The organism is Dietzia sp. 111N12-1, from assembly GCF_001658045.1.
Taxonomy (GTDB): Bacteria; Actinomycetota; Actinomycetes; order Mycobacteriales; family Mycobacteriaceae; genus Dietzia; species Dietzia kunjamensis.
The window spans coordinates 1-20,266 of the sequence record NZ_LSSV01000038.1 but is presented as its reverse complement, the minus strand read 5'-3'; the positions used below and the strand labels follow the sequence as shown (position 1 = coordinate 20,266).

Genomic DNA, 20,266 nt, shown 5'->3' with positions numbered 1-20,266 from the left:
GTCACTGACTACGCGCGGCATTCATACCCCCAGAGGTATGGATTGTCGCGGAAGGTCGTCGCCGGCGCGGGCTGTCCGTAGGCTGGCGGCGTAACGAGACGGGACGAGAGCCGCCCCGTCCGCGCTAGGAGGGCATTCGTATGAGCACCGTCGACATCACGACCGCCGAGTTCGAGAAGACCGTCACCGAGAACGACATCGTCCTGGTGGACTTCTGGGCCGAGTGGTGTGGCCCGTGCAAGGCGTTCGGTCCGGTCTACGAGAAGGTCTCGGGCAAGAACCCCGAGCTGACCTTCGCCAAGGTGGATACCGACGCCGAGCAGCAGCTCGGAGCGATGCTGCAGATCCAGTCCATCCCGACGCTCATGGCGTTCCGCGAGGGCATCGCGGTGTTCCGCCACTCGGGTGCCATCCCGGAGCAGGCTCTGGACGACCTGGTCGAGCAGATCAAGGGGCTCGACATGGACGAGGTCCGCAAGGCCGTCGAGGAGGCGCAGGCGCAGCAGGGTGACGCGCAGCCCTGATCGGCGGGTCGATCCACTCTCCTGACGGGACGACGGCGGCGGCGGGGTCCCGCCGGAACACGTTCCGGTAACCACCCCACAGGGTTCACCTATGGGGCTAACGTTGCTAGAACACGTTCCAGTGACGGGCTTCGCCCCGTCGCGCCCGGAGGGAGTTCAATGAAGACCAAGGCCGCCATCGTCCGAGAGCTCGGCAAGCCGTTCGAGATCGTCGAGGCCGAGCTCGACGGACCCAACTTCGGCGAGGTGCTCGTCAAGTGGAAGGTCGCCGGCCTCTGCCACTCGGACCTGCACATCACCAGCGGCGACCTGCCGGGTCGCCTGCCGATCGTCGGCGGTCACGAGGGTGCGGGCGTCGTCGAGGCGGTCGGTGACGGCGTCACCCACGTTCAGCCCGGCGACCACGTGGTGGGGTCGTTCATCCCTGCCTGTGGCAAGTGTTCGGCCTGCGCGCGCGGGATGACCAACCTCTGCGACGGTGGCCTCAACGGCACCATCGGTGAGATGGCCGACGGCCGCTACCCGTTCGCACTGGACAACGGCGAGACCGCCGGTGCCATGTGCACCCTGGGTACGTTCTCGCAGTACACCGTGGCCAACATGAACTCGGTGGTCAAGGTCCAGGACTGGATACCCTTCGAGGTCGCGGCCCTGGTGGGTTGTGGCGTCACCACCGGCTGGGGTTCCGCCGTCTACTCCGCCGACGTCCGGGCCGGCGACACCGTCGTAGTGTTCGGCATCGGTGGCATCGGCATCAACGCCATCCAGGGCGCCAAGCACGCGGGCGCCCGGTTCATCCTCGCCATCGACACCGACGAGTCGAAGCTGGCCAAGGCCAAGGAGTTCGGCGCCACCCACGTCTACACGGACGTCGACGAGGCCAAGGCCGAGCTGCCGGGCCTGACCTGGGGCACGATGGCGGAGAAGGCCATCATCACCATCGGCGTGGCCGACGCGAAGGTCACCGCCGACGCGACCGACATGGTCGGTAAGCGCGGCGTCGTCGTGCTCACCTCGATGGGCGGCCTCGACAACCAGTCGATCTCCCTGCCCGGCCTGTTCGTCTCGCAGTACGAGAAGGTCATCAAGGGCTCGCTCTTCGGCTCCGCCAACGCCTTCCACGACATCCCCAACATCCTGCGTCTGTGGGACGAGAAGCAGCTCAAGCTGGACGAGCTCATCACGCACCGCTTCACCCTCGACCAGGTCAACGAGGGCTACGAGATCATGGAGCGCGGCGGCGAGGGCATGGTCCGCGGGATCATCGTCCACGACGACTGACCGTCAGCTGGGCCGACAGTAACCGGCACTCGCGGAAATATACCCCCGCGGGTACACTGGAGTCATCCGGTGGACCCACGGGGGTCTCGCGTCAGTCCACCTTCACCGTCCGAGACCATCAGTGACCCACGAGAGGCACGACGATGTCAGAAACCGAGCGGGCAGTGTCCGACAAAGCAGTGTCCGACAAAGCAGTGTCCGCAAAAGCTGTGTCCGAGCCCAGGCAGCAGGTCCTCAACAGGTTGCGCCGCGCGCGCGGCCAGCTCAACGCGGTGATCGACATGGTCGAGCAGGAACGCTCGTGCAAGGAGATCGTCACCCAACTCGCGGCGGTGTCCAAGGCGCTGGACCGTGCGGGGTTCAAGATCATCAGCGAGAACATCCAGGAGTGCATCACCCGCGACGGCGAACCCGGCGCGGACGGGGTGGACCTGCCCGAGCTCGAGAAGCTGTTCCTCTCGCTCGCCTGACCACCGCCCGGCGCCGTGGCAGGCTGGGGGACGACACCGGAGACCAGAACCGACAAGACCAGCACCGACGACACCGGAGGTAGTCGACATGGACATCGGAATCGGCACGTTCACCGAGATGGAGTTCGACGAGGCGGTGGAGGCGACCCGTGCTGCGCTCGCCGACCGCGGGTTCGGGATCCTCCACGAGATCGACCTCACGGCCACCCTGAAGAACAAGATCGACAAAGACATCGAGCGTGTCCTCATCCTCGGCGCCTGCAATCCCGGGTTCGCGGGGAAGGCGTTCGACGTGAGCAAGGACGTCGCCCTGATGATCCCGTGCAATGTGGTGATCCGCGAGTCCGGCGGCGGCTGCGTGATCGAGGCCCAGAACCCGGATCTCCTCTCGCAGGTCATCTCCGGTGGCCTGCAGGACCTCGCCGACGAACTGACCACCGACATGCGCTCGATGATGAAGGACCTCACGCGCTGAGTAACCTGGGGGCATGAACCCGGAGCAGGACAACGACCCACGGACCCTGGCCCAGCGGCGCCTCGAGGCGATGGTGGGGCGAGGTGAGTTGTCGCTCGCCGAGTTCTCGGACCGAGCGGCCAAGATCTGGGCCGCGACCTGCCCCGCGGAACTCGAGGTGGCGCTGAGCGGTCTCCCCGCCGACCGGCCCGGCCCGGCACAGCACGCCCGACCGGCGCCGGTCGGCCCGGTGCATTCCGCGCCGCCGGCCACCCGTCCCGGCAGCGCGATCACCGTGGACGAGAGCCAGAAGAGGACCTCCGTCTTCGACACCCTCAAGCGCGAGGGCCGCTGGATGCTGCCGGACGACTACCGACTGACGTCGTGGCTGGGTGAGATCTACCTCGACGCCCGAGAGGCCGTCGTCGACCGCCCGCGCACCCACCTCCAACTGGATCTGTGGGGCGCCAACGCCAAGATCCTTCTCCCGCCCGGGGTCTCGGTGTCGATCACCGGCAACCGGACCATGAGCGAGCTGAGGATCGACGAGGGGCGCTACGACGTCCACGGCGGTCCCCACCTGGACATCGAGATCAACGGGTTCATGGCGGGCGCGAAGATCAAGATCCTCGCCGCGGGGGAGAAGATCCCCAAGACCTGGAAGTGGTTCTAGGAGATTCTCCGGCGACGCCACACGGTGTGCCGGTGCCGCACCTCGTCGTCGTACCCCTCGACCCGACTCCGTGGGTCGGTGATCCATTCGCCGACCTCGACCAGTTCCCAGGCGTCGTCCAGTTCGGGCGCCAGCACAACGCCCGGCGCCTCGGCGTCGATCTCGGTCACCAGACACTCGTCCGCGGCGGACAGCGCCGCGGCGTAGATCTGGCCGCCGCCCATCACCGCGGCCTCCGGGCCTGCGAGTTCCAGGGCGCGCTCCACGGACCCGGCGCGTTCGGCGCCGTCGGCCGACCAGTCGGCGTCCCGCGTGCACACGACGTTGCGACGGCCGGGCAGGGGGCGGAACCGCTCCGGGATCGAGTCCCACGTCGCGCGGCCCATCACCACGGGACGCCCGACGGTGGCCTGCTTGAAGAACGCGAGGTCCTCGGGGATGTGCCACGGCATGTCTCGGCCGTCACCGATCACCCCGCCGCGGGCCTGCGCCCACACCATCCGCACGGTCACCGCAGCCGTCCGCCGGATCAGACCGCGACCGGGGCCTTGATGCCCGGGTGGTGCTCGTAGCCGACGACCTCGAAATCCTCGAAGGTGTAGTCGAAGATCGACGGGGCGCGGTTCAGCCGCAGCTCGGGGTAGGGGTACGGCTCCCGCGAGAGCTGTGTGCGGACCTGCTCGACGTGGTTGTCGTAGATGTGACAGTCGCCGCCGGTCCAGATGAACTCACCCACTTCGAGACCCACCTGCTGCGCCATCATGTGGGTGAGCAGGGAATAGGAGGCGATGTTGAACGGCACGCCCAGGAAGAGGTCGGCGCTGCGCTGGTACAGCTGGCAGCTGAGCTTGCCGTCGGCCACGTAGAACTGGAACAGCAGGTGGCAGGGCGGCAGGGCCATCTCCGACAACTCGCTGACGTTCCACGCGGAGACGATGTTGCGCCGCGAGTCCGGGTCGGTCCTCAGCAACTCGACGGCCGCGGCGATCTGGTCGATGTGGGCACCGTCGGGGGTCGGCCACGAGCGCCACTGCACCCCGTACACGGGCCCCAGTTCACCGTCGGCGTCCGCCCACTCGTCCCAGATCGTCACACCGTTCTCGCGCAACCACCCGACGTTGGAGTCGCCACGCAGGAACCACAGCAGCTCGTACGCCACGGACTTGAAGTGCACGCGCTTGGTGGTGATCAGCGGAAACCCCTGCGCCAGGTCGTAGCGCAGCTGGTGGCCGAACAGGCTCCGCGTGCCCGTGCCGGTGCGGTCCGCCTTGGGGGCGCCCTGCTCCAGGACCAACCGCAGCAGGTCCTCGTACGGGGTGGGGACGGTCATGGCGCTCAAGTCTACTCAGGCGGTCCGGTCACGCGGTCCAGACCGGGTGCCCCGCCGTCACGGCGAGCACCTTCTCGGTGAGATCGGGGCGGCACACGAGGATGTCCGGGGAGTACGTGTCGGACTTGTTGAACTCGAGAGGCGACCCGTCGATCCGGGAGGCGTGCAGACCGGCGGCGAGCGCCACGCCGACGGGCGCCGCTTGGTCCCATTCGTTCTGTCCGCCGGCGTGAAGGTAGACGTCGGCGTCGCCGAGCAGGACGGAGAGCATCTTGGCGCCGGCCGACCCCATTGGCCGCACGTGCAGCCCGAGCTCGTCGGCGGCCCCGTGGATCCCGGCGGGCGGGTTGTTGCGACTGATCACCATGGCCCCCGAACTCGGGCCGTCGACGTGATCGACCTGGTCCGACCGGAACACCCGGCCCGCGTCGGGGAGTCCGACGGCGGCGACGGTGGGCCGGCCGTCGACGACGAGCGCGACGTGGACCGACCAGTCCGACCGGCCGGTGGAGAACTCCTTGGTGCCGTCGATCACGTCGATGATCCACACCCGTGACTTGGCGAGGCGGCTGCGATCGTCGGCGACCCCCTCCGAGAGGATCCCGTCGTCCGGTCGGTGCACGGCGAGTACCTCGCCGGTCCAGTCCTCGGCGACGTCGTTCGCCACACGCGCGAGCGAACGTCCGTGCAGCAGGCCGCCCGCGCGGGTGCCCCGGACGATGTCCCCGATGCCGGTGGCGAGGTGGGAAGCCAGGTCGTGGTCGTCGAGATCGCGCATGGGCACACTCTACGGAGCCACGTCCGTGTCTCGGCGTGTGTCGTAGCCGTACGACATCATGTGTTCATGTCCGTCGCCCTGGACCGGTTCCACCCGGCCACCGCCTCCTGGTTCCGTGGTGCGTTCGGCGCGCCCACCGCCGCGCAGTCCGGTGCGTGGGCGGCCCTCGCCGGGGGCGCCCACACCCTGGTCGTCGCACCGACGGGCTCGGGCAAGACGCTGTCGGCGTTCCTCGCCGCGCTCGACGGACTGCTCCTGGGCCCGGCCGAACCCGACCCGGGCAGTGCGGCCGGGAGTGCCCGCGCGTCCGGCCCCGGCACCCGTGTCCTCTACATCTCCCCCCTCAAGGCGCTGGCCGTGGACGTCGAGCGTAACCTCCGGGCTCCGCTGGCGGGGATCGCCCGGGAGGCCGCGGCGCTGGGCACGGAGACGCCGGAGGTGACCGTGGGGATCCGGACCGGTGACACCCCGCCGGACGAGCGACGCCGCCAGCGGGCCAGGCCACCGCACATCCTGGTCACCACGCCCGAGTCATTGTTCCTGCTGCTGACCTCGGCCGCCCGCGAGACCCTGACGGACGTGGACACGGTCATCATCGACGAGATCCACGCGGTCGCCGGCAGCAAGCGCGGCGCGCACCTCGCGCTGAGCCTCGAGCGTCTGGACGAGCTGCTCGACGCGCCCGCGCAGCGGGTGGGGTTGTCGGCGACGGTCCGGCCGCACTCCGAGGTGGCCCGCTTCCTGGCGGGTGAGCGCCCGGTCACCGTGGTGGCACCGCGGTCGGACAAGAGCTTCGAGCTGTCCGTCCGGGTCCCGGTGGAGGACATGACCGACCTGTCCTCGGCCGCCCCGGATGTGTCCGCACCAGCGGGCACGCCGGGGCAGGGGTCGATCTGGCCGCACGTCGAGCGGCAGGTGGTGGACCTGGTCACCGCGCACCGCTCGACGATCGTCTTCGTCAACTCCCGTCGCCTGGCCGAACGGCTCACCGCCCGCCTCAACGAGATCTACGCCGAGGACACCGACCCCGGGTCGCTGCCCGAGCCCCCGGCCCGGCCGCCAGCGCAGGTGATGGTGCCCTCGGAGGTCACGCGGGGCGCACCGCCGGAGTTGGCGATGGCGCACCACGGGTCGGTGTCCAAGGAGCGCCGGGCGCTCATCGAGGACGCGTTGAAGTCGGGCCGGCTCCGGGCGGTGGTGGCCACCTCGTCCCTCGAGTTGGGCATCGACATGGGGTCGGTGGACCTGGTGGTGCAGGTCGAGTCGCCGCCGTCGGTGGCGTCGGGGCTGCAGCGCGTCGGCCGTGCCGGTCACCAGGTCGGTGAGGTCTCCCGGGCGGTGGTGTTCCCCAAGCACCGTGCGGACCTGGTCCACAGCGCGGTGACCGTGGAGCGGATGCTCGCCGGTGCGATCGAGGAGTTGTCGGTTGTCGCCAACCCCCTCGACGTCCTGGCCCAGCAGACGGTGGCGGCGTGTGCGCTGGAGCCGATCGACGTGGAGGAGTGGTTCTCGGCCGTCCGGCGCACGGCCCCGTACCAGGGGCTGCCGCGGTCGGCGTTCGAGGCCACGCTCGACATGCTCGCCGGTAAGTACCCGTCGGCGGACTTCGCGGAATTGCGGCCGCGGTTGGTCTGGGACCGCGACGCGGGGACGCTCACCGGCCGCCCCGGCGCCCAGCGGCTGGCCGTCACCTCGGGCGGCACGATCCCGGACCGCGGACTGTTCGGCGTGTTCATGGTGGGGGAGAAGGCCACCCGTGTCGGGGAGCTGGACGAGGAGATGGTCTACGAGTCCCGCGTCGGTGACGTGTTCGCGCTCGGGGCCTCGAGCTGGCGCGTCGAGGAGATCACCCATGACCGGGTGCTGGTCACCCCCGCGCCCGGCGGCACCGGTCGGCTGCCGTTCTGGCTCGGTGACGACCAGGGTCGGCCCGCCGAGCTCGGCCGCGCGCTGGGCGGCTTCCTGCGGGAGGTCGCGGGCGGCACGGACGCGGAGGCCACCGCCCGGCTGGACGCCGCCGGCCTCGATGCCAACGCCGCCACCAATCTCCGGCGCTTCCTGTCCGAACAGCGCGAGGCCACCGGTCATGTACCCAGCGACACCACCCTCGTCGTGGAGCGTTTCCGCGACGAGGTCGGCGACTGGCGGGTCGTGTTGCACTCGCCGTTCGGTGCGCGGGTGCACTGGCCGTGGGCGGAGGCGGTGCGCGCCCGGCTGGCCGCCGTGCACGGGTTCGACGCGGTGCCGGTGGTGTCCGACGACGGCATCATCCTCCGGGTCCCGGATATGGGCGACGACGGCGAGGTGAGCGCCCGCCCGGGAGCCGAGACGTTCGCGATCAGTGCCGAGGAGGCGGTGGACCTGGTCACCCGGCACGTGGGCGGCTCCGCGCTGTTCGCCTCCCGCTTCCGCGAGTGCTCGGCGCGCGCGCTGCTGTTCCCCCGGCTCGATCCCGGCCGGCGGGCGCCGTTGTGGCAGCAGCGGCAGAAGTCGGCGCAGCTACTGGACGTCGCGCGCCGCTACCCGGATTTCCCCATGATCCTCGAGGCCGTGCGCGAGTGCCTGCAGGACGTATACGACGTGCCCGCGCTGGAGCGGCTGTTGGGCGAGATCGAGTCGCGCTCCGTGCGGATCGTGGAGGTGGACACCCCGAGCGCCTCGCCCTTCGCGCAGTCGCTGCTATTCGACTACGTCGGGGCCTTCCTCTACGAGGGCGACTCCCCGCTGGCCGAGAAGCGGGCCGCCGCGCTCGCGATCGACCCGTCGCTGCTCGGGCAGCTCCTCGGCCGTGTCGAGTTGCGCGAGTTGCTCGACACCGAGGTCCTGGACGCGATCGAACAGCGGCTGCAGCACCTCGAGCCCGAGCACGCCGCCCGCGACGCCGAGGCGGTGGCGGACCTCCTGCGGCTCCTCGGCCCGCTCACCGCCGAGGAGATCGCCGCCCGTTCCGCCGACCCCTATGCGGTGCCCGACTGGCTCGACACGTTGGCAGGGGCGTGGCGTGTCGTCACCGTCGAGAACTCCGGACGCACCTGGTGGGCCGGCGTCGAGGACGTGGCCAGACTCCGGGACGGTCTGGGGGTGCCGCCGCCGCCCGGGGTGCCCTCGGCGTTCCTCGGCGATGTCGAGGACCCGCTCGGCGAGCTCATCCGTCGGTACGCGCGCACGCACGGTCCGTTCACCGCCGACGCCGTCGCCGGGCGTTTCGGACTGGGGGTGGCCGTCGCGCGCGGTGTGCTCGACCGGCTCACCTCCTCCGGTGTGCTGCTGGCCGGGGAGTTCCGCCCGGGCGCGACCGGGCCCGAGTGGTGCGATGCCGAGGTCCTACACCACATCCGCCGCCGCTCCCTCGCCGCACTGCGCTCCCAGATCGAACCCGTGTCACACTCCGCACTTGGCCGCTTCCTGCCCGGCTGGCAGAGCCTCGGCACCGGGGCCGGCTCCGGCGCCGGTGGTTCCGCCACCGGCTCCCACGCGGGCGCAGAGTCCGGCGTGGACGGGGTGCTCGCGGTGATCGAGCAACTCGACGGCCTCGCTCTGCCGGCATCGGCTCTCGAACCACTGATTCTGGCGCCGCGCGTGCGGGACTACTCCCCGGCGATGCTCGACGAACTCCTCGCCGGGGGAGAGGTGGTCTGGAGCGGGCGTGGACGTGCGGGGTCCCGCGACGGCTGGGTCTCGCTGCATCCGGCGGATTCGGCCGGCGCCACCCTGCCCCTCGAGCGACCGCAGCCGGAGGGGCCGGTCCATCTCGCCGTCGTCGACTCCCTGCGCGGCGGAGCCCTGTTCTTCCGCGACATCGTGGCCAGGGTGAAGGAGGCCGCCGCGCCCATCGACGCCGCACCCGCCGACGCCGCGCCCACCGACGCCGCGCCGGTCATCACCGAGGCCGCGGTCCGCGACGCCCTGTGGGACCTGGTGTGGGACGGTGTGGTCACCAACGACACCCTCGCCCCGCTGCGCGCCGTACTGGCCGGCGGCGGGTCGTCGGGGTCGGGCACCGCGCACCGCTCGGCCCGATCCTCCGCCCGTCCACGCCGTGCCCGCCTGGGCAGGACCACGATGGCCCAACTCAACGGCGCGGTGGCCGCCGGGACGAGGACGCCGCCCGTGCTCGCCGGCCGCTGGTCGCTCGTGCCGGAGCCGGTCACCGACGTGACGCTGCGCGCTCACGCCTGGGCCGAGACCCTCCTGCTGCGTCACGGCGTGGTGACCCGGGGCGCGGTGGAGGCCGAGGAGATCCCCGGCGGGTTCGCAGCCGTGTACAAGGTACTGGCACAGATGGAGGACTCCGGCCGCTGCCGCCGCGGCTACTTCGTCGACGGCCTCGGCGCCGCCCAGTTCGCCGCCGGAAACACCATCGACCGGCTGCGGACGTTCGACGACACCGCCGACGACGCGCACTGGCCCTCCGGTGCCGACGAGCCTACGGTCCGGGTGCTCGCCGCGACCGACCCTGCGAACCCCTACGGCGCGGCCCTGCCCTGGCCGGCCGGCAGGATGACCGGCGACGGGGTCGGCGCAGAGGCCGTCGCAGGGGCTGGCGCAGGGGCCGGGACCGCGTCCGGACACCGTCCCGGCCGCAAGGCGGGCGCCCTGGTGGTGCTGGTCGACGGCGTGTGCGTGCTGTTCGTCGAGCGCGGAGGGCGGACCATCCTGGTTCTCGACGACAGAGTCGACGCCGTCCCCCTCGCCGCCGCCGCGCTCGCCGGCACTGTGAGATCGGGCGCGGTCGGCACGCTCACGGTCACGACCCTCGGCGGCGAGGCCGTCCACACCTCACCCCACGCCGCCGCCTTCGAGAGCGCCGGGTTCGGTATCACCCCCCAGGGTCTGCGCATCCGAGGCTAGGCGACGCCGACCGGGCGGCCGACCCGTGAGACGATTTCTTGAGACCGCCCCGACGAGTAGTTAGAATATGCGCATTAGTGCATATGTTGGGAAGGGGGGATGTCACATGGGTGCGGGTCATGCTCACGGTCGACCCTCCGGCCATGCCGGTGCCCGCTACCGGGCGCGGCTCGCTACTGCTTTCGTCCTGACGGCGGCATTCTTCGTCGTCGAACTGGTCGCGGGACTGGTCTCCGGTTCCCTCGCCCTGCTGTCCGACGCCGGGCACATGGGCGCGGACGTGGTGGCGCTCGGTGCGGCCCTGCTGGCGACGATCATCGCCGCCCGGCCCGACGGGACAGGCCGCCGGACGTTCGGCCGCTACCGCGGGGCGATCTTCGCCTCCGGCCTGGCCGTGCTCATCATGCTCAGCATGGGCGGGTACGTGCTGGTCGAAGCCGTCAGCCGGCTCGGTTCCGACGCTCCCGTCGCCACCGGGACGATGCTGCTCGTCGGCGTGCTGGGGCTCGTCATCAACGTGGTCTCCCTGCTGCTGCTGCGCAGTGGCTCCACCGAGAGTCTGGCGGTCCGCGGCGCGTACCTCGAGGTGCTCGCCGACGCGGCCGGTTCGGTCGGGGTGATCGCGGCCGCGCTGCTCATGCGGGTCACCGGTTCGACGGTGTGGGACCTGGTGGTGGCGGTGGCTATCGCCGTATTCGTCGTGATCCGGGCGGTGGCGCTCGGTCGACAGGTGCTCGCCGTCCTCGCCCAGCACGCTCCGGCCGACGTCGATCCCGGGGCGGTGGAGGCGCAGCTCGGGGAGTTGCGGGGTGTCGAGGAGGTCCACGACCTGCACTTGTGGACCCTGACTTCCGGCATGGACGTGGGGACTGTGCACCTGGTGGTCGACCCGGGTGCCGACCACGCCGAGGTGCTCGGCGACGCCCGGCGCGTTCTGCTGGAGGGACACGGAGTCGAGCACGTGACCGTGCAGATCGAGACCGCCCGTACCGGCGGGTGTCACGAACTGGGATGGTGAGCAGTGCCCGAAGGCGACACGGTCCACAGAGCCGCGGCGCGGGTCCGCGCTGCGCTCGCCGGGCGGACCATGGACAGGACCGAGCTCCGGGTGCCGAGGTTCGCCGCGGTCGACCTCCGCGGCAGGACCGTTGAGGCAGCCCGGTCCCGGGGAAAGCACCTCCTCGTCGTCGTCGGCCCCGATGGCCAGGGGCGCGATCCGGTCACCCTCCACATCCACCTCAAGATGGAGGGCCGCATCCATGTGTTGCGCGCGGGGGAGCGGTGGCGGTTCCCCGCGCACACCGTCCGGCTGGTCCTCCGCGCGGGCGACACCGAGGTGGTGGGCACCGAACTCGGACTGCTGCGCGCACTGACACCCGCCGAGGCCGACGGCGCCGTCGAGCATCTCGGTCCCGACCTGTTGGACGCGGACTGGGATCCGGTCGCGAGTACCGCCGAGGCCGTGCGGCGTATCCGGGAGCGGCCGGGGCGCACGATCGGCGAGGCCCTGCTCGACCAACGCAATCTGGCCGGGATAGGCACCATCTACCGCGCCGAACTGTGTTTTCTGCGTGGGGTGGATCCGCGGGATCCCGTCGAGGTCGGGCCGGATCTCGGCGCCACGGTCACGCTCGCGCGCAAGATGCTGGTCGCCAACGCCAACCGCGTTGTGCGCGTGACCACCGGCGAGACCCGGCGTGGGCGCGAGTTATGGGTGTACGGCCGTGACGGTAGGCCGTGCCGCAGGTGCGGGACCCGGGTGGAGACGTTCCGCCTCGGTGGCCTCGCGGACCCGCACGAGCCGAGTGATTCGCCCGATCGCATCGCGTACCGCTGCCCGTCCTGCCAGCCGCGCCGTGCCACACTGAGCGCATCGCCAACGGAGGAGAACTCGTGACTGACCGCAAGACGATCCTGATCACCGGTGCCAGCTCTGGTCTCGGCGAGGGCATGGCCCGCCGCTGGGCCGCCCAGGGCAGGAACCTGGCACTGTGTGCACGGCGTCTCGACCGCCTGGAAGAGCTGCGTTCCGAGCTGCTGGCGGCCCACCCGTCGATCACGGTCGCGGTTCGCGAGCTCGACGTGGCCGACGCCGACGCGGTCGAGCGGGTGTTCGGCGAGCTGGATGCCGAACTCGGCGGGATCGACCGGTTCGTGCTCAACGCCGGCCTGGGCAAGGGCGCCTCGATTGGCACGGGCAAGGCGCACGCCAATCGCGAGACCGCGATGGTGAACGTGGTCGGCACGCTCAACCAGGCCGAAGCCGCGATGGAGCTGCTCTTCACTCGAAGCGTGGGGCACCTGGTGTTCATCTCGTCGGTGAGCTCGCTGCGGGGCATGCCGAAGGCGCAGAACACCTACGGCGCCACGAAGGCGTTCGTCTCCGCTCTGGCTCAGGGGCTGTACGCCGAACTCGACAGTGCGGGCAGCCGGATCAAGGTGACCGACATCCTGCCGGGTTACATCCGCACGGACATCAACCGGTCGGTCAAGACCGCGCTGATGACCGAGTTCGACGAGGGTGTCGACGCGCTGGTCAAGACGATCGACGCAGAGCCCACCCGCGCGCTCGTTCCCGCGAAGCCGTGGAAGGCCATCGGCCCGCTGTTGACGCTGTTGCCGGAGAAGGTCAGCCGCCGCTTCGTGTGAGCTGTGCGCGCTCGGCCTAGAACGGTGGTGGGTCGATGAGTTCGTCGAACCCCGTAACCCCCGAATTCTGCGGAACGCCGGCCTGACCCACGCTCCTAGGACTGGACGTGGGGGGAACGCCCCCAGGCGGCTGCGCGGGTCGGTCAGCTGTGGTGTTCACTCTCTGCTATCGCCTCCACTTCTTCGAGCGTGGTGGGGATGTGGTACGGCGGCCTGCTCGTGCCCGAGATGCGGTAGCGGTCCCAGAAATCAGGATCGCCCACGAGGCACTCGGCGCGTCCCTCTGGTGTTATGAAGACGGCCACTGTGCGCCTGCCCGCGAGGAGGGCGTCGAGCGCATCATTCTTGTCGATCCTGCCGTACCAGGTGTAAAAGCCGTTGAGGGGCTGGAAATAGCCTTTGATCTTCACCTCGACAGCAATCTCCTTGCCACGGCACACCAGGGTGCCCTCGCCGGAGTAGTCGAGCTCGTGGTCGTCAGACACGCAGGGCTCCCTTTCTTCACATCAAACGTTGACAAAAGAACTCACTGGCGGAGATACTAGCAGTATCGGGTACCCAGAGTATGGGCTATGGAGTCGGGACTCGGCTCGGCCCGGAACACAACGGAGGTGTCACATGACTGTTCAAAATGTGGAGAACAAGTCCGGCCTCTCGACGGAAGGCGTTGCGCGTGTCAGCGCCCGCAAGCCCGTCGACATGCAGAGATCTGCCGGCCGACTGCTGCGGGCGGCGGCCGAAAAATTTTATGACGCGGAGATCGACATCGATTGGGATTCGCCCTGGGAGGAAGGAAAGTACTTCCTGCCAGAGCATCGGGTCTCGCTCTACGGCACCAAGCTGTGGGAGAGGATGAGCGATGAGCAGAAGGTGGAACTCGGGCGCCACGAGATCGTCAGTATTCTCAGCTTCGGGATCTACGCCGAGAATCTGCTCAGTTCGGCGCTGCTCCGAACGTCTGCCAAAGGCGCCCTGACAGATCAAAGGTCCCTCTACGCCCTTAACGAGATCGGCGATGAGGCACGTCACTCGACGATGTTCGCCCAGCTGATCAACAAGACGGGCGTGGCGCCGTACAAGTTGCCGAGGGGGTTCTTGGGCTTCGCGAAGATCTTGCACTTTGTGCCTCTCGGCCCGTCTGTGTCCGGCGCGACACTGCTCATCGAGGAGATCCTCGACCGCGCTCAGCGTGAGGCGATGAATGACCCGAAGATGCAGCCGCATCTGCGCCAGCTCATGAAGATCCACGTTCTCGAAGAGGCCCGCCACATCACGTTCGCGCGGCTGGACATGGTGGAGGGCATGCAGCGTCGCGGACGCATCTCGCGCGCTTGGCATCGAGGCACGTTGGCGGTCATTGCGAACTTTGCGTACCCGTTGCTCATCAATCCGAAGGTGTACCCCGCTGTCGGAATCGGCCGTCTGCGCGGCCTGTGGGCGCAGCAGACGAGCCCGAATTATCGTGTCAACTTGCAGTTCATGTCCGAGCCGATGATCCGGTTCTTCCACGAGGCCGGGATGGTGGAGGGGAAGTTCACGATGGCGATGTGGCGCGCAACGCGCAGCCTGCCCGACGATCTGCGCTGACCCGCCCGGACCGGTCCGGGCGCCCGCCGGCCCATCCGCCCGACACCACGTCCGGATCTCTCCGTTCGGGGGCTCGGGCGGATGACATTCCCCACACCTGTCACGCGTCCCCGCGCCGTGCAGGTCCGTTTGCTGTACTTTGATCAGGAGATTGTAACTTAATGCCGTCCTCCAACACCAAGCGCGCATCGCGCGCCGTCACGGCGACAGACCCGGGAACGACCGACCCGGGAACGACCGAACCGATCACTACCAAGGTCCTCATCGTCGGCAGCGGTTTCTCCGGCCTCGGTATGGCCGTGCAGCTCCGCCGACGCGGGTACAACGATTTCATCGTGCTAGAGAAGGCCGACTCCGTCGGTGGGACGTGGCGCGACAACACCTATCCGGGATGCGCGTGCGATGTACCGTCGCTGATGTACTCCTACTCGTTCGAGAGCCGCGGTAGCTGGTCGAAGGTGTGGTCCTCGCAGCCCGAGATCGAGCAGTACCTGAAGGGTATATCCGACAAGCGTGGTATCACCCAGAAGATCCACTTCGGGCAGAAGCTGGTCTCCGGATATTGGAGTGAGTCTGAATCCCGGTGGCACCTGCGTACCGAGTCGGGCCGGGAGTACGTCGCGCAGTACGTCGTGTCCGGTGTTGGCGCTCTGCACGTCCCGAATTTTCCGAACATCCCCGGAATCGACGGGTTCGCCGGTCAGGCGTTCCATTCGGCGAGGTGGGACCACACGGTGGATCTCCAGGGCAAGCGGGTGGCCGTCATTGGCACCGGTGCCAGCGCGATTCAGTTCGTGCCGTTCGTGCAGAAGGAGGCTGGCACGCTCACGGTCTTCCAGCGAACCCCGGCTTGGGTACTTCCGCGCAAGAACTTCGCGGTGCCGGGGGCACTTCGTACCCTGCTCAGCACGGTCCCGATTACTCGCCGCCTCGCTCGGTGGTCGGTCTACTGGGGCGCAGAGAGCCTGGCCTTCGGGCTCAACGGCCATTCCAACCTTATGCGGCCAATCGAGAAGGTGGCGAAGTGGAACATCGAACGTTCCATCACCGACCCTGAGTTGCGCCGGAAGTTGATGCCGTCGTACCGCATCGGATGTAAGCGCATCCTGGGATCGAACGACTATTATCCTGCGCTGGCTGCGCCCAACACGACAGTGATCAGCGATCGGATCGAGAAGGTTACCGCGGATTCGATCGTCACCGCTGACGGCGTGTCGCATCCTGTGGATGTGATCATCTATGCCACAGGGTTCCATGTCACGGACGGGTTCGATCAACTCGCGCTCAAGGGCGCGGGGGGCGAGGACCTGCCGTCGCACTGGCACGAAACGGGCATCAACACCCATCTCGGCATCACCACCGAGGGTTTCCCGAACCTGTTCTTCCTGCTCGGACCTAACACGGGTCTTGGGCACAACTCTGTCGTATTCATGATCGAGCAGCAGATCAAGTACATCATCAAGGCCATCGACGCCGTCGATAGTCGGGGTGCGCAGCGCGTTGATGTGCGGCCCGAGGTTCAAGAACACTTCAACAAGGACATCCAGCACAAGCTCGCCAAGGGCGTGTGGACCAACGGCGGATGTACGAGCTGGTATCTGGACTCGCAGGGTGTCAACCGTACGGTGTGGCCCGGGTTCACCTGGCAGTACTGGCGAGCGACGAAAGACTTCGAGTCCGCCGAGTACGAGATTGCCTGACAGTCCAGCCGTAGGTCATCGGAGAAGTGGGTACGCGACAGTGAGTAGTTCGACAGCAGGCCGTTACGCGACCCAGGTCGCGGTCGTCACGGGAGCCGCCTCAGGGATCGGCCGGTCCCTTGCCCTGCAATTGGCCGGACACGGGGCCAGCCTTGCCTTGTCCGACGTCGACGAGGTGCATCTCAAGGAGACGGCGGACATGTGCCGTGCCGCGCATGGGGTGACGGTTGAGACCGCCGTGTTGGACGTGGCAGATCGTGCTGCGTTCCAGGATTACGCAGATAGCGTCCAGTCGTTTTTCGGGCGCGTCAACATGGTGTTCAACAATGCCGGCGTCGCCCTCGGCACCGACGTCGTCGATATGTCCTGGGAGGACTTCGACTGGCTGATGGGTATCAACTTCGGTGGTGTCGTCAACGGGACGAAGGCGTTCCTGCCTTATCTGATCGCCTCGGGTGATGGTCATCTGGTGAACACCTCCAGTGTCTTCGGTCTGGTCGGGATCCCTAGTCAGAGTGCCTACAACGCCGCGAAGTTCGGTGTGCGTGGCTTCACCGAAGCGCTTCGCCAAGAGATGAAAATCAGCCGGTATCCGGTCACGGTGACATGCGTTCACCCCGGTGGCGTCAAGACCAATATCGTCAACAACGCTCGGGGTGTATCCGATATGGGGGCAGATACCGCCACCATTGCCTCGATGTTCAACAACATCGCCAGGACCACTCCGGAGAAAGCGGCGTCCACCATCCTCAAGGGAATGGACAAGAAGAAGCCCCGCGTGTTGATCGGCGCAGACGCACGGGGTTTCGACTTTGTCGCACGCGTTGTGGGTCCGCGCTACCAGGACATCTCTGCGCCTGTCACACGCGCGGGCTACGCCTTGGCCCGCAAGCGGGGGATCATCACATGACCGTTGAGCAGGAGAGTCGGCCGGGCACCACCGCGCGGTCGCGGACGCTGACCGTGTCGGAGGTCGTGCAAGAGACCAAGGACTCCGTGAGCATCGCCTTCGAAGTGCCTGACGAGATCGTCGACGATTTCAAGCACCTTCCCGGGCAGTTCATCACGCTGAAGATCCCGTCCGACCAGACGGGCCACGTCGCACGATGCTATTCGCTGAGCAGTTCACCTCATGTCGATGACTTCCGCCTCGAGATCGGGGTGAAGCGCACCGCCGGGGGATATGCGTCGAACTGGTTGTGCGACAACGTCTGCGTCGGCATGGAGGTGACCGTACTCACGCCGTCGGGAAAGTTTACCGCTAAGAGCCTCGACGTCGACATGCTTTTCTTCGCCGGCGGAAGCGGCATCACGCCGGTCCTGTCGCTGGTGAAGTCGGCACTGGTGTCGGGCAGTGGGGAAGTCGTCCTGTTCTACGCGAACCGTGACGCCGATTCGATCATGTACGAGCGCCAGCTTCAGCAGATCAGATCCGAATTCGCCGAGCGGTTCACTTTGGTTGACTGGCTTGAGTCGGAGAACGGGATCCCCACATCCGAGGCTGTCGAGAAGATTATTCGTGATCACAAGGGATCGGCGATCTTCACGTGCGGCCCTTCCCCCTTCATGGATCTGGTGGAAAGGTCTGCCGCCGCGTGTGGAGTGGACCATTCGGATGTACATCGGGAGGTGTTCCAGTCCCTGGCGGGTGACCCGTTCGACACCGCCACACTGCGTCGACTCAGTGACGACGAGGGTGTAGCTACGGCCACGGTCTACCTCAACGGAGAGTGCATCACCACGGAGTGGCCGCGTAACACGCCGCTGCTCGATGTGCTGCTCTCCCGAGGGCACAACGCCCCGTACTCGTGCCGAGAGGGCGCATGCAGTGCGTGTGTGTGCAAGCTCATCGAGGGCGATGTCGACATGGTGCAAAACAACATCCTCGTCGACGACGACATTGAGGACGGTGAGCGACTCGCGTGCCAGTCACTTCCGCTCACCGACGCTGTGACGGTGAGCTTCGATGACCTCTGACTCTTCGGGAGCCGGCCTACAGTCGCGGCGGTCGCGGGAGGTTCTCTCCAGTGACGGCACGAGGCTGTTCGTCGAGGAGTACGGGCTGGGTGATGATGCGCCGCTGTTGGTGTTCAGCCACGGGTGGGCTTGCCACGGTCGGTTCTGGAGACCTCAGATCGAACACTTCGCCAACACGCACCGTGTGGTGGTGTATGACCAACGAGGGCACGGCTGGAGCGACCGGGGTCACACCCCCTTCTCTTCGTCGTTGCTCGGCGACGATCTCGAGGCTGTCTTGCGCGCGGTCGTCACGTCGAGTCGTAAGGCATTGGTGACCGGTCACAGTATGGGCGGGATGTCCATCATGGGTTGGGCTGCCGAGCACCCGGAGTCGGTGCCCCTCCTATCCCGCGGTGCCGTCTTGGCGAGCACCGGCTCCTCCCAGTTGGTGAGTAGATCGACGTTAATTGGGTCGCCACGTCGATTCCGCGCCTCATTGGAGCGGGCCTTCGCAGCCGGGCTCGCCATCGCGGGACCGGAGATGCCTGACACTCGTTTCAACCGACGTTTGGTGAAATACGGGACGCTGGGTCCGCACGCGCCGGCCGACGTTGTAGCTGAGTGTTCCGACATAGTACTGCAGTGCCCCCCTGTGGTGCGCGGGATGTGGGGCAAGGTCCTGGCCACCATCGACGTCAGCAAAGGAGTCGACTCACTGGCGGTTCCGACGACAGTGATCGTGGGCTCTGCCGACAAGTTGACACCCGAGGTTCATTCCATCGATCTCGCCGAACGACTGCAGCAGCGCGGTCGGTTGCACGATTTCGTGACGTTGCCGCAGATCGGTCACATGACCAACATGGAGGCACCGAACGATTTCAACGAAGCGACGGCGCGACTGGACGCAGTCACGGTAGAAAGTTGACTCTCGAACCGTCGATACCTATGACCGAACGCACATGAGCTGATGAACGCTTGGGGAGGGACTTCCGGTATGGTTACTCCCAGAATGTCAGTCGTCCGCCGAGTTTCCTCCGCACCATCTCAGGTGCAGCGTCGGGTGAGGGATGCCCGCAGCACCCGTTGGGATGAGCATCGGGTCGCGGTACGCGCACAGCTGGTCGACGCGGCCATACGGACCATCGAACGCTATGGCGCAAGCGTCAGCATGGACGACATCGCTGCGGAGGCCGGTGTATCTAAACCGAAGCTGTACCGCTACTTCGGCGACAAAGCGGGCTTGAACGGGGCGGTGGCGGCGAAACTCGGTGCGTTGATGTGGGAGTCGGCGCAAGTCACAATTCTCGCCGAGCAAGATCATGCTCCGGTCGACGACCTGGTTCGCTCGGCCGTCCAGAGCTACGTCGCGCTCGTCGGGCAATATCCCGCGGTCGTCAGATACCTTATGGCGAATCACTTGTTTCAATACTCCGGATCGGGAAACGGCGGAGTTGCTGACCAACTGAGATCGGTGATGGAGGTCGTCGCCGATCGGTTCACTGAAAGTCTGCAGCGTGTCCACGCAAATACGTCAGTCATTCCCTTAGCCGTCGCGTCCATTCTGGGTTTTGGTCTATCTGCGACTCAGTGGTGGATCGACAGCGGTCGTGAGCAAGGGGTGGACGACAAGTTTTTCACCGCACACCTATCAGAGACGACGTGGGGAATCATCAACGGCGCGGCCGCAACCGTAGACGTCGCCTTCTCACGTGGTCTGCCATTCAGCGATCCCGGTTTCGCGTCCCGCCTCGAAGCGGACTGACCCGCCATTCGCCGAACCACTTATTTTGCCAGTGGCGGCGCGATTCGATCGGTTCTTTGCGTTGCCGTCGGGAATTAGTGCGTGCCGGGCGCCCTTGGGCACCAGTTGCGAGACGAACGAGCCCTGACGATCGCGCGGCTGGTCGATCTCGACCGGGCCGACCTCGGTCGCCACCGTCTTCCGGCTCGAGCCATTGCAATGGTTTCCGTCCCCGCCGCGGGCGTGAGTCTGGCGGCCCGGGTGCCCGG

General features: G+C 67.5%; 20 protein-coding genes. 15 read left to right on the top strand and 5 right to left on the bottom strand.

All coding sequences use genetic code 11. The features are described 5' to 3' along the window. The first annotated feature begins 140 nt into the window (after positions 1 to 140). From trxA to AYO52_RS09875, 5 genes are all read left to right on the top strand, one after another. Positions 141 to 524 carry a thioredoxin gene (trxA, locus tag AYO52_RS09895; protein ID WP_007631129.1) on the top strand — a complete coding sequence of 128 codons (384 nt, stop codon included), beginning with the start codon at positions 141 to 143 and terminating at the stop codon, positions 522 to 524. A 159-nt stretch (positions 525 to 683) separates the two neighbouring features. After that, positions 684 to 1,805 carry an NDMA-dependent alcohol dehydrogenase gene (locus AYO52_RS09890; protein WP_007631130.1) on the top strand — a complete coding sequence of 374 codons (1,122 nt, stop codon included), beginning with the start codon at positions 684 to 686 and terminating at the stop codon, positions 1,803 to 1,805. 143 nt (positions 1,806 to 1,948) lie between these two features. Beyond that, positions 1,949 to 2,275, top strand: coding sequence for a metal-sensitive transcriptional regulator (locus tag AYO52_RS09885; protein ID WP_235027768.1), 327 nt, complete (start codon positions 1,949 to 1,951; stop codon positions 2,273 to 2,275). A gap of 88 nt (positions 2,276 to 2,363) precedes the next feature. After that, positions 2,364 to 2,750, top strand: coding sequence for a DUF302 domain-containing protein (locus AYO52_RS09880; protein ID WP_007631133.1), 387 nt, complete (start codon positions 2,364 to 2,366; stop codon positions 2,748 to 2,750). 13 nt (positions 2,751 to 2,763) lie between these two features. Next, on the top strand, positions 2,764 to 3,402 hold the full coding sequence (locus AYO52_RS09875) for a DUF1707 domain-containing protein (RefSeq protein ID WP_067716564.1): 639 nt from the start codon (positions 2,764 to 2,766) through the stop codon (positions 3,400 to 3,402). On the opposite strand, the gene AYO52_RS09870 is transcribed toward AYO52_RS09875, so the two are convergent. The 3 genes from AYO52_RS09870 to AYO52_RS09860 are packed head-to-tail and all read right to left on the bottom strand — an operon-like array spanning position 3,399 to position 5,510. Next, the gene (locus AYO52_RS09870; RefSeq protein WP_007631135.1) at positions 3,399 to 3,914 is read right to left on the bottom strand and encodes a dihydrofolate reductase; all 516 of its coding nucleotides are present in this window, start codon (positions 3,912 to 3,914) and stop codon (positions 3,399 to 3,401) included. The two genes, AYO52_RS09875 and AYO52_RS09870, sit on opposite strands and share 4 nt — an antisense overlap. A gap of 17 nt (positions 3,915 to 3,931) precedes the next feature. Further along, the gene (locus AYO52_RS09865; RefSeq protein ID WP_067716561.1) at positions 3,932 to 4,732 is read right to left on the bottom strand and encodes a thymidylate synthase; all 801 of its coding nucleotides are present in this window, start codon (positions 4,730 to 4,732) and stop codon (positions 3,932 to 3,934) included. A gap of 28 nt (positions 4,733 to 4,760) precedes the next feature. Next, positions 4,761 to 5,510, bottom strand: coding sequence for a 3'(2'),5'-bisphosphate nucleotidase CysQ (locus AYO52_RS09860; RefSeq protein WP_007631142.1), 750 nt, complete (start codon positions 5,508 to 5,510; stop codon positions 4,761 to 4,763). Between the two features lie 66 nt (positions 5,511 to 5,576). Between AYO52_RS09860 and AYO52_RS09855 the strand changes: the two genes are divergently transcribed. From AYO52_RS09855 to AYO52_RS09840, 4 genes are all read left to right on the top strand, one after another. Continuing rightward, entirely contained in the window at positions 5,577 to 10,361 is a 4,785-nt protein-coding gene (locus AYO52_RS09855) for an ATP-dependent helicase (RefSeq protein ID WP_067716981.1), read from the top strand. Positions 10,362 to 10,467: 106 nt separating this feature from the next. Further along, on the top strand, positions 10,468 to 11,379 hold the full coding sequence (locus AYO52_RS09850) for a cation diffusion facilitator family transporter (RefSeq protein ID WP_067716558.1): 912 nt from the start codon (positions 10,468 to 10,470) through the stop codon (positions 11,377 to 11,379). A gap of 3 nt (positions 11,380 to 11,382) precedes the next feature. Next, the gene (locus AYO52_RS09845; protein WP_043566437.1) at positions 11,383 to 12,258 is read left to right on the top strand and encodes a DNA-formamidopyrimidine glycosylase family protein; all 876 of its coding nucleotides are present in this window, start codon (positions 11,383 to 11,385) and stop codon (positions 12,256 to 12,258) included. Continuing rightward, a complete protein-coding gene (locus AYO52_RS09840; RefSeq protein ID WP_007627562.1) occupies positions 12,255 to 13,010 on the top strand; it encodes an SDR family oxidoreductase in 756 nt (251 codons plus the stop codon). The genes AYO52_RS09845 and AYO52_RS09840 overlap by 4 nt, the downstream gene beginning before the upstream one ends. Positions 13,011 to 13,153: 143 nt before the next feature. On the opposite strand, the gene AYO52_RS09835 is transcribed toward AYO52_RS09840, so the two are convergent. Continuing rightward, a complete protein-coding gene (locus tag AYO52_RS09835; protein WP_007627564.1) occupies positions 13,154 to 13,495 on the bottom strand; it encodes a DUF4873 domain-containing protein in 342 nt (113 codons plus the stop codon). 133 nt (positions 13,496 to 13,628) lie between these two features. Here AYO52_RS09835 and AYO52_RS09830 point away from each other — a divergent pair, with 133 nt between their 5' ends. The 6 genes from AYO52_RS09830 to AYO52_RS09805 all read left to right on the top strand — a co-directional run bounded on the left by AYO52_RS09830 (position 13,629) and on the right by AYO52_RS09805 (position 20,018). After that, positions 13,629 to 14,597, top strand: coding sequence for a diiron oxygenase (locus AYO52_RS09830; RefSeq protein ID WP_067716556.1), 969 nt, complete (start codon positions 13,629 to 13,631; stop codon positions 14,595 to 14,597). A gap of 161 nt (positions 14,598 to 14,758) precedes the next feature. Continuing rightward, entirely contained in the window at positions 14,759 to 16,297 is a 1,539-nt protein-coding gene (locus AYO52_RS09825; RefSeq protein ID WP_067716553.1) for an NAD(P)/FAD-dependent oxidoreductase, read from the top strand. A 40-nt stretch (positions 16,298 to 16,337) separates the two neighbouring features. Further along, the gene (locus AYO52_RS09820) at positions 16,338 to 17,207 is read left to right on the top strand and encodes an SDR family oxidoreductase (protein WP_067716550.1); all 870 of its coding nucleotides are present in this window, start codon (positions 16,338 to 16,340) and stop codon (positions 17,205 to 17,207) included. Next, positions 17,204 to 18,274, top strand: a complete 1,071-nt coding sequence (locus AYO52_RS09815; RefSeq protein ID WP_007627570.1) for a ferredoxin--NADP reductase — start codon at positions 17,204 to 17,206, stop codon at positions 18,272 to 18,274. Before AYO52_RS09820 ends, AYO52_RS09815 begins: the two co-directional genes overlap by 4 nt. Further along, entirely contained in the window at positions 18,264 to 19,181 is a 918-nt protein-coding gene (locus AYO52_RS09810; protein WP_007627572.1) for an alpha/beta fold hydrolase, read from the top strand. Before AYO52_RS09815 ends, AYO52_RS09810 begins: the two co-directional genes overlap by 11 nt. Before the next feature lie 84 nt (positions 19,182 to 19,265). Further along, positions 19,266 to 20,018, top strand: a complete 753-nt coding sequence (locus AYO52_RS09805) for a TetR/AcrR family transcriptional regulator (RefSeq protein ID WP_043566441.1) — start codon at positions 19,266 to 19,268, stop codon at positions 20,016 to 20,018. On the opposite strand, the gene AYO52_RS19275 is transcribed toward AYO52_RS09805, so the two are convergent. Next, positions 19,962 to 20,266: transposase (locus tag AYO52_RS19275; protein ID WP_371517574.1), on the bottom strand; the 305-nt coding region annotated here is incomplete at its 5' end. The two genes, AYO52_RS09805 and AYO52_RS19275, sit on opposite strands and share 57 nt — an antisense overlap.

What these genes read in the sequence shown, in the direction of transcription:
- AYO52_RS09885 (WP_235027768.1), top strand. Translation starts at nt 1,949, where the DNA reads ATGTCAGAAACCGAGCGGGCAGTGTCCGACAAAGCAGTGTCCGACAAA.
- AYO52_RS09890 (WP_007631130.1), top strand. Translation starts at nt 684, where the DNA reads ATGAAGACCAAGGCCGCCATCGTCCGAGAGCTCGGCAAGCCGTTCGAG.
- AYO52_RS09825 (WP_067716553.1), top strand. Translation starts at nt 14,759, where the DNA reads ATGCCGTCCTCCAACACCAAGCGCGCATCGCGCGCCGTCACGGCGACA.
- AYO52_RS09880 (WP_007631133.1), top strand. Translation starts at nt 2,364, where the DNA reads ATGGACATCGGAATCGGCACGTTCACCGAGATGGAGTTCGACGAGGCG.
- AYO52_RS09875 (WP_067716564.1), top strand. Translation starts at nt 2,764, where the DNA reads ATGAACCCGGAGCAGGACAACGACCCACGGACCCTGGCCCAGCGGCGC.
- AYO52_RS09850 (WP_067716558.1), top strand. Translation starts at nt 10,468, where the DNA reads ATGGGTGCGGGTCATGCTCACGGTCGACCCTCCGGCCATGCCGGTGCC.
- AYO52_RS09815 (WP_007627570.1), top strand. Translation starts at nt 17,204, where the DNA reads ATGACCGTTGAGCAGGAGAGTCGGCCGGGCACCACCGCGCGGTCGCGG.
- AYO52_RS09810 (WP_007627572.1), top strand. Translation starts at nt 18,264, where the DNA reads ATGACCTCTGACTCTTCGGGAGCCGGCCTACAGTCGCGGCGGTCGCGG.
- AYO52_RS09855 (WP_067716981.1), top strand. Translation starts at nt 5,577, where the DNA reads ATGTCCGTCGCCCTGGACCGGTTCCACCCGGCCACCGCCTCCTGGTTC.
- AYO52_RS09805 (WP_043566441.1), top strand. Translation starts at nt 19,266, where the DNA reads ATGTCAGTCGTCCGCCGAGTTTCCTCCGCACCATCTCAGGTGCAGCGT.
- AYO52_RS09830 (WP_067716556.1), top strand. Translation starts at nt 13,629, where the DNA reads ATGACTGTTCAAAATGTGGAGAACAAGTCCGGCCTCTCGACGGAAGGC.
- AYO52_RS09865 (WP_067716561.1), bottom strand. Translation starts at nt 4,732, where the DNA reads ATGACCGTCCCCACCCCGTACGAGGACCTGCTGCGGTTGGTCCTGGAG.
- trxA (WP_007631129.1), top strand. Translation starts at nt 141, where the DNA reads ATGAGCACCGTCGACATCACGACCGCCGAGTTCGAGAAGACCGTCACC.
- AYO52_RS09860 (WP_007631142.1), bottom strand. Translation starts at nt 5,510, where the DNA reads ATGCGCGATCTCGACGACCACGACCTGGCTTCCCACCTCGCCACCGGC.